11 protein-coding genes are annotated in these 11,967 nt (G+C 37.1%); 4 read left to right on the top strand and 7 right to left on the bottom strand.

The genetic code is table 11. The features are described from left to right. On the bottom strand, positions 1-549 hold a 549-nt coding region (locus PN471_RS06320; RefSeq protein ID WP_271776122.1), incomplete at its 3' end, for a Uma2 family endonuclease. 148 nt (positions 550-697) lie between these two features. Here PN471_RS06320 and PN471_RS06315 point away from each other — a divergent pair. Then, complete coding sequence (locus tag PN471_RS06315; RefSeq protein ID WP_271776121.1) at positions 698-2,977, top strand: ATP-dependent helicase; 2,280 nt, start codon at positions 698-700, stop codon at positions 2,975-2,977. Positions 2,978-3,167: 190 nt separating this feature from the next. On the opposite strand, the gene PN471_RS06310 is transcribed toward PN471_RS06315, so the two are convergent. Further along, positions 3,168-3,761, bottom strand: coding sequence for a thylakoid membrane photosystem I accumulation factor (locus PN471_RS06310; RefSeq protein WP_271776120.1), 594 nt, complete (start codon positions 3,759-3,761; stop codon positions 3,168-3,170). Between the two features lie 369 nt (positions 3,762-4,130). On the opposite strand from PN471_RS06310, the gene PN471_RS06305 reads away from it, so the two are divergent. The 3 genes from PN471_RS06305 (at position 4,131) to PN471_RS06295 (ending at position 6,883) form a co-directional block, all read left to right on the top strand. After that, on the top strand, positions 4,131-5,474 hold the full coding sequence (locus PN471_RS06305; protein WP_271776119.1) for a Mur ligase family protein: 1,344 nt from the start codon (positions 4,131-4,133) through the stop codon (positions 5,472-5,474). Between the two features lie 43 nt (positions 5,475-5,517). Then, positions 5,518-5,790 carry a hypothetical protein gene (locus tag PN471_RS06300; protein ID WP_271776118.1) on the top strand — a complete coding sequence of 91 codons (273 nt, stop codon included), beginning with the start codon at positions 5,518-5,520 and terminating at the stop codon, positions 5,788-5,790. 106 nt (positions 5,791-5,896) lie between these two features. After that, a complete protein-coding gene (locus PN471_RS06295) occupies positions 5,897-6,883 on the top strand; it encodes a metal ABC transporter solute-binding protein, Zn/Mn family (protein WP_271776117.1) in 987 nt (328 codons plus the stop codon). A 230-nt stretch (positions 6,884-7,113) separates the two neighbouring features. On the opposite strand, the gene PN471_RS06290 is transcribed toward PN471_RS06295, so the two are convergent. From PN471_RS06290 to fraC, 5 genes are all read right to left on the bottom strand, one after another. After that, complete coding sequence (locus PN471_RS06290) at positions 7,114-8,559, bottom strand: phosphoglucomutase/phosphomannomutase family protein (RefSeq protein WP_271776116.1); 1,446 nt, start codon at positions 8,557-8,559, stop codon at positions 7,114-7,116. A gap of 121 nt (positions 8,560-8,680) precedes the next feature. Continuing rightward, positions 8,681-9,322 carry a phosphoribosylglycinamide formyltransferase gene (gene purN, locus PN471_RS06285; RefSeq protein ID WP_271776115.1) on the bottom strand — a complete coding sequence of 214 codons (642 nt, stop codon included), beginning with the start codon at positions 9,320-9,322 and terminating at the stop codon, positions 8,681-8,683. 82 nt (positions 9,323-9,404) lie between these two features. Next, positions 9,405-10,184, bottom strand: a complete 780-nt coding sequence (locus tag PN471_RS06280; RefSeq protein ID WP_271776114.1) for an ABC transporter permease — start codon at positions 10,182-10,184, stop codon at positions 9,405-9,407. A 16-nt stretch (positions 10,185-10,200) separates the two neighbouring features. Continuing rightward, positions 10,201-11,217 carry a septal junction protein FraD gene (gene fraD, locus PN471_RS06275; protein WP_271776113.1) on the bottom strand — a complete coding sequence of 339 codons (1,017 nt, stop codon included), beginning with the start codon at positions 11,215-11,217 and terminating at the stop codon, positions 10,201-10,203. 41 nt (positions 11,218-11,258) lie between these two features. Continuing rightward, complete coding sequence (gene fraC / locus PN471_RS06270) at positions 11,259-11,795, bottom strand: filament integrity protein FraC (protein ID WP_271776112.1); 537 nt, start codon at positions 11,793-11,795, stop codon at positions 11,259-11,261. Positions 11,796-11,967 lie beyond the last annotated feature (172 nt).

The raw sequence follows: 11,967 nt of genomic DNA, 5'->3' as shown, positions 1-11,967 counted from the left end.
ATAATGTCCTCGTTCATTTGCTGGCAATAACTGATATTTTCCACCAATTAATTCATAAACTTCTATGCTGGCTTTATTCACTTCATAAATGCCATAAAAAGCCGGTTTAATAACCTGTTCATAAATCCAGAATTTACCTTTCCAAGGAGTTTTATCTCGCTCTTCTGCACCATTCCCAGAAACAAATTCTAACACAATTAATGGCGAAATATATTCTTGCCAAAGGACATAGGAGCGTCGGGTTTTACCATTTAAAGAAGGTGGTACATTGGGAACATAGAACCAGTCTGGCGCTTCTGCACCTTTTTCTGGTGGTTCAGTAATACGCCAATAAATACCTAAATCCTGTCCAATACAATATTGACCATCAGGATAAAGTTTTTGCAACACAGGCTGAATAGAGTCTGTCAGGAGAATGCTTTGGGGATGTTCTTGCCAATTTTTCACAAATGTACCGTCCGACTCTGGGAGTTGAGTGTGGTCTGGAAGAGAGGTTTCTGGGTAAGGGCGTAAGTCTGGATCTTGCTGGACATCAGTTGTAAAAGTCATTATGTCCTCCTGCTGGTGTGAGGTTTATTTTAGTTTAGCAAAATTAGGAGGAGAAGCGATCGCCCAGCGCTCCGTATGATGTAATGAACCTACTCCTCTAATTGAGGATATTAACTTAAATCAAATTACACAGCTTGTATAAAAACTAATGACTAATGACCAATCACCACTGACTAAATTAACAGAGAATATCGCCACCATTCGCGCCCAGCTTCGCCCAGGACAAACACAAATGGCGGATTGGAGAAGGGGACCGTTGGCTGTATCTGCTGTGCCGGGGGCGGGCAAATCTACGGGGATGGCGGCAGCAGCAGCGATCGCTATTGCTCGTCAATATGAGGATTATTTAAACACAGGCAATCAGGATTATAAACAGTTAATTGTTGTTACTTTTACCCGTTCTGCCACTGCTAATATTAAACTTAAAATTCGGGAAAACTTAAAGAAATTATCTTTACCACAAACAGGATTTGCAGTTTATACTTTGCATGGTTTAGCTTTAATTATCGCTAGTCGTCATCCAAATTTATCGGGGTTACAATTAGAAAATGCGACTTTAATCACACCAAATCAAAGTCATAAATTCATTCGCACAGCAGTAGAACAATGGATTGCTAATTATCCAGAAATTTATCTACGTTTACTTGCAGGAAAAGAATTTGATGGAGAAGAAACCGAAAAACTCCGTCGTCAGTCGGTGCTACGAACGGAAATATTACCAGATTTAGCTTATACGGTGATTCATGAAGCCAAAAGTTCGGGAATATCACCAGCAGATTTATTAAAGTGGAGTGAACAAACTCATAATAAATATGACATTTTAAGCATAGCCGCTGGCTTATATGAACAATATCAAAAAATCATGCAGTTACAAGACTTTATTGATTACGATGATATGATATTGGGGGCTTTAAAAGTTTTGCGAAATCCTAGCACCTGCCGTATTGAACAAAATAAAGTTTTTGCTGTTTTTGAAGACGAAGCTCAAGATTCTAGTCCATTACAAACCGATTTATTAGAAATACTCGCTAGTCAAGAATATGCAGATAAATTAGATAAATCAGCTTTGAATTTAATCAGAGTTGGTGATCCTAATCAAGGCATTAATTCTACATTTACACCTGCTGACCCGATTTATTTTCGGGAATTTTGCGAAGATTGTCAAATTCAAGATAGACTAGCCGAAATGGATCAAGCTGGGCGCAGTACGCAAATAATTATTGATGCTGCTAACTTTGCTTTAGAATGGGTCAATAATCAAGATTTTGCCAAAACTCAACATAGACAAGCACCATTTAGAAATCAGAAAATTCAACCAGTTAATCAAGAAAATGGCAATCCTCAACCAGTAGGACAAGGTTTAGAACTTCATACCCCTAGAGATATTCATCATACAGTTGAATTACTTTCCCAAAGAGTAATTGAGTTATTTAGCGAAAATCCCCAAGCTTGTGCAGCGATATTAGTGAGAGAAAATCGCCAAGGACGATGGTTAGCTACTGCTTTAGAACCAATATGTGAACAACATAAAATTAAACTTTATGATGTGGGAGAAAAAGAACGCCGTTCTCATGTTCCTCAAGAAATTCTATCATTATTGCAGTTTTGCGATCGCCCCCATTCCCCCGATTATCTCAAAGCTACCTTAGAAGTCCTTGTCGAACGACAATTAATTCCTACCCAAGATATTAACACTCTAGCTAGTTTACCAGAAGAATTTCTCTATCCGGGTGTTTTAGCCACACCCCAAACAGAAATAGTCCAAAAAGCGGCTCATCTTTGTCGGAGTTTACTCAGGGCTTATTTAGAATTACCATATTATCAAATAATTTCTTTTTTCGCCTTAACTTTAAAATATGATCAAGCCGAATTAGCCACCGCTGACAAACTTGCAGAACGGGTAAATCTGCAAATTTTTGGGAATAGTTCTATGGGGGCAATGATCTCAACTTTAAGTGAAATTGTCAACTCCGAAAGATTTGAATCTGTAGAACCAGAAAATGTAGAAGCACAATACACCAAAGCCGGACAATTAACAATTATCACCATGCACAAAGCCAAAGGGCTAGACTGGGATTATGTATTTTTGCCTTTTCTCCATGAAAACTTAATTCCTGGACGATTTTGGATTCCCCCCCAAGGACAATTTTTAGGTGATTTTACTTTATCAGAAGTTGCCCGCGCCCAAATTCGTGCCGGACTTCACAAAAGACCCATACCGGATATTAACCAAGCGTGGGAAGAATCAAAATACCTGAAAATTGCCGAAGAATATCGTTTACTTTATGTTGCCATGACTAGAGCCAAAAGACTCTTATGGATGTCTGCGGCTCAAAAAGCACCTTTTACTTGGAATAAACCGGAGAATTTACAAACATCAGCCCCTTGTCCAGTTTTTACAGCTTTAAAACGGCAATTTTCTCAGTGAAATAATGTATACTCAAAACGGTTGGGACATAGACTTTTATAAAATCAAGAAAACCCCAGATTTGTAGGGGTAAAGTTAAACGGGCGGTTAGAAACCGCGTCTACACAGGCAAAACCCACGCAGGTGGGTTTTAAATTCTTGATTTTTTCTTAGTCCGCGCAGGCGGACTTTGTTTGTGTAGCCGCGAATTCTATTGGTCTTCTAACTGACTACTGAATTCTCTTGGTGAACGTCGTTTTAACTCGACTGACTCGGTGCGGGGTAATAAGTCAAATATTTCTCTCAATTTGTCGTCTATTTCCTCAAAAGGTACTTGACCTTTTTTATTCAAGATTACCTTACCTGACTGGTCAAAAACTACAACTTGAGGAACACTTCCTCCATAGTAATATCCCGCTTCTGTGGGTTCATAAGTCTTGTCAGCGAAAAGAGTATCAACGCTGACAGGAATGATTTCCGTAGCGCGACCATAGAATGCTTGCATTTCGGAAACAACTGGGGCGTATTTTTTGCAATCACTACTATCATCAATGTAAAATGTCAGTATGGCTGGTTTATGTTCGGCTAATGCCTGTGCTAGAGTTTCTTTGGGGGGAATGAGAGAACCATTACCAGCATAAATTACAAAAATATTGCCATCATATCGGTCATCTTTAATACCTGCTAAGGCTGGCTGCATACTAATTACGAATAGGCAAACAAGCAGCAGCAAGCATTTCGACACTAACCGTTTCCAATTAGTAATTATTTGAGTTTGTGAAAAAAGCCACTTTATGCTATTCATTAACAGAAACCTTGTCTTTGCTACTATTTTTTGTGAGTTTGTGCTGAATTGATGTTAACTGGTTTGGATAATAATCACACGCACGCACTATTTTTTAAGATAACCTTTACATGGTATTTTCAGAGAAAAAATTATTTGTCAGTGAGACTATACTCCTTTTGATGCTATCTTTTCTAATTAGTTAAACTTATACCAAGTTAAGATGAAGCTCTATAAAATCAGATTTTCAGAGTAATTTACCGCAGATAAACGCAGATAAACGCAGATGAGGACGGATGAATTTATGGATTTTATGATTCTGTGCAGCTTCACATAAAATTGGGATTACGGGTTAAAATTCTTTTGGCAATTATAGGTTATTTATAAATCATGACTGTGGGTAAAAAAATAAAGGTTATAGATAGACTCCGCTTGGGTTTTGCCGTATCAATGGCTAAAAGTGTGACGTTTTTGGTGCGGTCATTGCGTCTTGGTGCTGCTAGTGTTTTACCCGGTTCGATTGCGCGACGAATAGAACCTCGGATTTTGGAGTTATTGAGTCAGCAGGTTAAAAATGGGGTAATTCTCATTGCGGGGACAAATGGGAAAACTACTACGGCGTTACTTCTATGTACTATTTTAGAACGGAATGGTTTCTATGTTGCCCATAATTCTACGGGTGCAAATCTGGAAAATGGGTTAGCAACGGCTTTGATAGATAATGCTAGTCTGCTGGGAAATCTGAATGTAGATTATGCAATTTTGGAGGTTGATGAAAATATAGTTCCCAAGGTTTTAAAACCATTACAACCGCGAATTATTCTCTGTTTGAATCTATTCCGTGACCAGTTGGATAGATATGGGGAAGTGGATAGTATTAGTAAGCGGTGGACTCAGGTAATTGCTACTTTACCACCAACAACTATAGTGATTCCCAATGCTGATGATCCGACTTTATCCTATTTGGGTCAACAGTTACCCCAAAAGGTTTTATTTTTTGGTTTAAATGAGCCTGAAAATTATTTAGAATCTATTCCTCATGCGGTTGATTCTATTTATTGTCCTAACTGTGGTCATGCTTTAGATTATCAAGGGGTTTATTTGTCCCATTTAGGAGATTTTACTTGTCCTAGTTGTGGTTTTACTAAAAGTAAACCTGCTTTATTAAGTCAGGAATGTCCACAAATTCTCGTGGGTTTATATAACAAATATAATACTTTAGCAGCAGCTACAGCAGCGCAAGCATTAGGAGTTGATGAGGTGAGTATTAGGGATGGAATTAATAATTTTCAAGCTGCTTTTGGTCGTGCGGAAGATTTAGTAATTGATGGTAAACGGGTACGGATTCTATTATCAAAAAACCCTGTAGGAACAAATGAAACTATTCGTGTCGTCACTCAAAGTACCGATAAAACTACTTTATTGGTGTTGAATGATCGCACTCCTGATGGTACTGATGTATCATGGATTTGGGATGTGGATACAGAAAAGTTGGTAGCAAGGGGTGGAACGTTGATTGTGAGTGGCGATCGCGTGTATGATATGGCTTTACGTCTACGTTATAGTCAGGAATCTCTGGACAGTGACATCAATCTGATTGTAGAGCCAAATTTGCAGCAAGCGATCGCTACTGCTCTAGAGCATACACCAGCAAATGAAACTTTACACATTCTCCCCACCTATTCAGCCATGCTGGAAGTGCGAGAAGTATTAACTGGTAGGAAAATTCTCTGATAATTGACAACTAACAACTGTAATAACTGTTTATATGTGAATTATGAAAATAGTCAACCTGATTTTGCTGGCTTTTCCTCTGTTTTTTGTATCTCTGCTATTGGTAATTAACCCAGCACACGCTTCCCAATTCAAATCTACATCTGCTGTGCAAATGATTGTGGTGACATCTACTCAAGCCAATCTTGATATAGTTACACCGCAAATAAATAACATCACACATTCTGTAATCGAACAAGCTGGTTGCAGTTGTACTAATTGTGTTCAAGCTAATTTACGAAAATTACAAGGTAAACTACCTACGGCCGGAATTTAATAAATTAGAACAATAAATGTTTTACAAGACACAGACTTGCTGTGTCTTTATTACTTTATATAATTATTTCTGGACTTTTTAATATATTCATCAATTACAATAAATTATGTCAGAAAAAAAACTATCTTCACATTTATTGAAAACTATCATTTTAGGTGTAATGGTAGGTTTATTTGGATGTGGAAATAAAACTATTAGTACAGCATATAATACCACCAATAATAATATTAATAATAATTTGCCCTTTGTCGTAGCAACTAATAGCGTAATTTGCGATTTAACAAAACAAGTTGCTGGAGATACAATTAATCTTATTTGTTTAATTCCTCCTGGGATAAATCCTATAAATTATAAACCCGTACCAGAAGATAATCAAGCCATTAAAAATGCTAGTTTAGTATTATATCATGGTTATAATTTTGAACCAGGGTTAATTAAAATTATTGAAGAGATTAAAAAGCCTAAATTAAAAATTGCCGTTGCTAAAACTATCGGTGTAAATTTCATCAAAATTGGAAAAGACGGTAAACAAATTGTTGAACCTCATGTTTGGCATAATCCAAATAATACTATCAAAATGGTAGAGATAATTAATAGTAGTTTAATTAAACTAGTACCAGAAAATAAGAATATCTATAATAAAAATACAAAAAGAGTCACCCAAGAAATCAATCAAATCAATAATTGGATTAAAGTCAGACTAGCTAGTATTCCCGATAAAAATCGTAAATTAATTACAACCAATTCAGCCATGATTTATTATGTCAAAGCTTATGATATTCCCTATTCAATCAATTTAGGTAATGTTAAAAATATGGGAAAATTGACAGATACAGAAGTCAGAAATTTGGCTAAGGATATTCAAAAAGCTAAAGTACCAACAATTTTTGCAGATACAAATACCAATTCCAACTTACTCGCACCTGTAGCGACAGCAGCGGAAGTAAAAGTTTCTCAAAAACCACTTTATATTAACGGACTAGGTGAACTAGGAAGTGACGGAGAAACCTATCAAAAAATGATGACAACTAATACAAGAATCATTGTAGAAGGATTGGGAGGAACATATTTAAAGTTTCAGGTGAGACAATAATTACTGACACTTGAAAATTGTTATCTACTCATCACCAAAACCTGATAAAATACCCAAACAACATTCTAAAAATTAGTCGGTAGGCAAAAATAAATAGAACTATGTTAAGTAAGTTAACAGATTCTGAAATTGGCTCGTAGTTAGGGCTTTAGCCCTACTTTCAGGTCTAAAAACCTTACTACAAACCTTTAATTATTTACGTTACTCTACCTAGGAATTAAAGTTATCAATTAATTGGATTCTGCCCAATTTTTCGCCCAATTGAGAGTTTGATGAACTTCTTCCAGAGTTGCAGCTTCACAATAAAGACGTAAAACAGGTTCAGTTCCACTAAATCTAATCATTAACCAACTTTGATCAGCTAGGCGGAATTTATAACCATCAATTGTTTGGCAACCGATGACTTCTTTACCCGCAATTTCTGTTAAAGGTTGGGATTGCAACTGTTTTAATAGTCGCCCTCTGACTTGCATATTTGCTAAAGGTAAATCAATCCGATCATAGCTGGATGAAAAACCAGTTTGTTGTTGTAAATAGCGATAATATTCACCTAAATCTAACCCCGATTCCACCACAGCTTCTAAGACATAAAGTGCCGATAATAAAGCATCGCGTTCGGGAATATGGCTACCATAACCAATGCCACCGGACTCTTCACCACCTAATAATACCTGGGTGGCTAACATTCGGTCAGCAATGTATTTATAACCTACTGCTGTTTCATGGATAGAAAGGTTATGTAATGCGGCTACACGGGGCATTAAGTCCGAACCACTCACAGTTTTGACGATTTCGCCCTGAAAGTTGCGGCGCAGGGTGAGATGGTCAATTAAGATGGGAATTAGGATTTGGGAACTAAGGAAATTAGCATCTTGATCTACGGCGGCAATGCGATCGCAATCTCCATCAAATACCAAACCCACAGTTAAACCAGTTTTATCGGTTTCTCGATGGGTTTTCATAACTGTAAATAGTCGAGAAAGATACTTTGGTAAAGGTTCAGGCGCACCACCTTCAAATAGAGGATCACGGTCGCTATTAATTTCCTTAACTTGTTCCCCTAATAATTGGGCTAATCCCCCAGCCGCTGCCCCGTGCATGACATCCACAAATATTGTTAACTTGCCAGTTGCGATCGCTTCTTTGATTTTGTCAATATCAACTTTAGCGGCTAATGCTTGACAATAACTCGGCCAAGGATCAAAGGTTTCTTCCTTACCTGTCATCGCTGCTGGGGCAACTTTTTCTGATAATAAAGCTTCTATCTCTTGAGTAACTTCCGGTGGTACTGAACCGCCAAAAGCACTTTTAACTTTTAATCCTAAATATGCGCCAGGATTATGACTAGCTGTGACAACTAATGCCCCTAAAGCCTTGAGTTCTTTAGCCGCCCAACTGTAAGCCGGAGTTGGGGCAAAGGTTTCGCTAAACAGGACATCAAAACCCACTGCGGTGACGGCATTAGCAACCACACGGGCAAACTCTTCCGCCATAAATCGGCGGTCATAACCGACAATAATCGTTCGGCTACCCACTTGGGAAAAGTAAGTATTATGTAAAACTTTGGCTGCTACGGTTGCGACTAATGCCAGACGTTCAAAGGTAAACTCCTCACCTATCACACCCCTCCAACCATCTGTACCAAATTTGATTGGGTTGTTAGTTACAACTGACATAAAAATATCCTAAATTTCTCACTGAGAATTTTAACATTAGTCAGTGGTAAGTTGTCAGTTGTCAATTGTCAGTTGTAATAAAACTCTTCCTATATTCCCAATTCCCAATTCCCAATTCCCTTTAACTTAACAAAGAAATCGCCATTGGTAAAATCCGATGTTCTTGGATTTGGATTCTCGCGTGTAGTGTTGCTGATGTATCATCTGGCAAAACGGGAACAGCCGCTTGAATTAAAATTTCACCACTGTCAACTTCTAAAGAAACAAGATGTACAGTACAGCCCGTAATTTTGACTTTAGCAACTAAAGCCTGTTCTACAGCTTGCACGCCTTTAAAACTCGGTAATAAACTGGGATGAATATTAATCATCCGATTAGGAAAAGCGTCAATTAAAACTTGTGTGACTAATCGCATCCATCCCGCCATAATCACAAATTCTACATTATACTGCTGTAGTGTTTGGACAACTTTATGATCAAATTTCTGACGATTTTTGTAGTCCCGATGATTTAACAATACAGATTCTACACCCCAATTTTTAGCCATAACTGCTGCTTTCGCATCAGGATTGTTGTAAATTAAAACTTGAATTTGGGCATTAATTTTACCGTCGGCAATAGCTTGGGCAATTACTTCAAAATTACTACCATTCCCAGAAGCCATAATTCCTAGTTTCAAAGGCTGATTCGAGGAAATTTGGTGATGATAAATATCAGGATAAATGAGACTGTCAGTAGTACTTATTGGGGAATTTTGAATCATAGACAATAATTATTTTCACAAAATTTTTGAAAGTCGAGATTTTCAGATCCCGACTTCTTAGAGAAGTCGGGGATCTTGTTATTTAAAATTCTCGTCTTAAGAAAATAATAATGGCGATCGCTAACAACATAAAACTGTAAAGTAAACTATAACCTGCATTGGCGACTAATGTGATTGGATCAGGTAGTGCTTGTAAACCGTAAACAGCATCATTCTTTAAATCTAGTCTAGATAAATCTGGCAAGATTAGATATAAACTTTGGGTAATGCGTTCCATCCCAGGATTCTGACTTAATTTACCTAATGCCACTAAATCTTGAGTAACATTCCCCATTAAATACACTGCAAATGTTAGGGATGTAGCTATTAGTGAACTGGTAAAAACGCCTAAAGTAATGGCTACGGCAGTAATTAAACATAATTGCAAAAATAAGAATAGCGTAGCCAGAAAAATGCTAATAATTGGATAGGATACTTGACCAACTTGTAAGAATCCTAAATAAATTATTGTCATTGCAGTAATGAGGACAGCGATAACTGCTGATAACCCTAAATATTTACTAGCAATAAATTCACTGCGGCTGATGGGTTTGGCAATTAATACTAAAATAGTGCGTTTTTCAATTTCTTTGTTAACTAATCCTGTGCCGATAAAGATAACGACAATTAAACCAATGACGTTCATTGTTGCCAAACCAAAGTCCAAAAATATTTTATTACTGGTAGTGCCGGCAAATTCGGGAATGGCACGGAAGGCAATAGCCAGGATGATAGCATAAAAGCCGATGATGTACAGAATGCGATCGCGGATCACTTCCTGAAATACATTCTTAGCCATGACGACAGTTCTAATTACATTCATAGTAATTACTTCTTCCTTATTGTTGTGCTGGTGGAGAACCCATGATAAATTTACTTGTGCGATCGCAAGTCACACGGGCAACGGTATCTTTATTATCTGTTTGTTTACCAGAGTTAGATTGTTCTATCAAACAAGATTTTTTCCAGTAATATCCTTGAGAGTTGGCGCTAGGACCCCCCCAAATTGTCAAAATATCTAGCCTATATCCATATCCAGGCTTGATATTGACTACACGGGGTTCAACTCGCCATAGTAGTCTTTCTTGAGATTTACCTAAATTACTATTAATCGTTCTTTTCCCCAAGTTGCCTAGTTGCTGATTAGCTTCTAGTAACCATTTTTCTACTTCACCCCAAGGTTTATTATCAAGTTGTTGATTAACTAAAGGTTGTAATTTATTTAAAATCAAATCACCAGTTTTTGGCTTTCGTGCTGGTGGTTCTAATCTAATCACAAAAGCACTTTTCTGGAAATTATCTGCTCGTAAACTAGGATATTCTTTTAACCATTTATCTATCACAAAGTAAAACTGAAGCCAACAACTAATTAGCATACACCAAGCTAATAAAACTACAACTTTTTGACGATCTTGTAATTTAGGAAGTTTGGCTTTTGCTGATTTTCCACCTGTGCCTTCAAAGAAATTAGGTATGGCTGTAACTATGGCAGCTATGGTTGGCCAAATAACTATCGTATTCGATGTTAATACACCTTCTTTGTGTCCAAAGGCAAAGACGCTCACTAAAAAGCCCGTGATTACTGCCCCAACTGGCATAAAAGTTCCGGGAATTCTTAAAGGATCATCTGTGGTATACCAAGTTGTTCCTGCTAATAAAAATAACCAACCACAAAAGACAATAATATCCTTAATATACCCTATGGCAAAATATGATATTCCCCAAGAAAAAACACTCAAATAGATAAATGTTTGCCATGAATATGCTTTAGCTGGGGTCAGAAATTTTTGCACTCCTGCAAATAAATCCTGAATATATTTAAATATGCCACCTATTTCCTTCAATAAAAAGTTCATGAGATTACCTCTAATTAATGTAGTGATGAATATTGATCATTTTACCGAGAGCGAATTAATATGATCAAGGTTATGGCACTGTAACTAAGTGAGTTCGCTATTAATGTGGCCGTGATTAAATTAGTATTCTGCAACTTAGCTATGTTCATATAACTAGCTCTTTGTTGTGAATAAGTTGTTTCTGGCTGGGTGTTTTTTCCCCCTTCATTCATAAAAATGATGAGAATCTTCATCAATAAGAATTTGACTAAAAAAGTGGCCATGAAAATAGTAAATGATAATACAATTATCATTGTACTAATGCTAGGAGCTTTCAGCTTATTGAAAAATACATAATTAATCAATTCGGCTTTGATGGGGATGGGTAACATCGGTTCGACTGTGAAAAACACAATCCAGCCAATGACACTGGAAAAAACATTTAAGGCAATGGCATAAAAAATGCTGGTTCTTTTATCAAACTTCAACCATTTATTCAGAACATAGGCTTCTATGGGAATGGCAGCTAGTAAGAATAATATTTCAAAAAATATTGCCCCAATAGGCAAAATTATAGGTAGTGATAATTCATCAGACATAATGGTAACAACAAGAAGATTTTAGGAGTTAGCTTAGAGGGTGTTTGAAAAGTCTAATTTATTACTTGCAAGGGCGACTAGAAGTCGCAGCTACACAGACGAAACCCACCTTCGTGGGTTCAAAAGCCTTGATTTTTCGTTAGTCCACGCAGGTGGACTTTGTTTGTGTAGT

The sequence above is a fragment of the Aphanizomenon sp. CS-733/32 genome (assembly GCF_028330045.1).
Taxonomy (GTDB): Bacteria; Cyanobacteriota; Cyanobacteriia; order Cyanobacteriales; family Nostocaceae; genus Dolichospermum; species Dolichospermum gracile.
The sequence above is the reverse complement of the archived record's forward strand: the minus strand, read 5'-3'. Positions and strand labels throughout refer to the sequence as shown.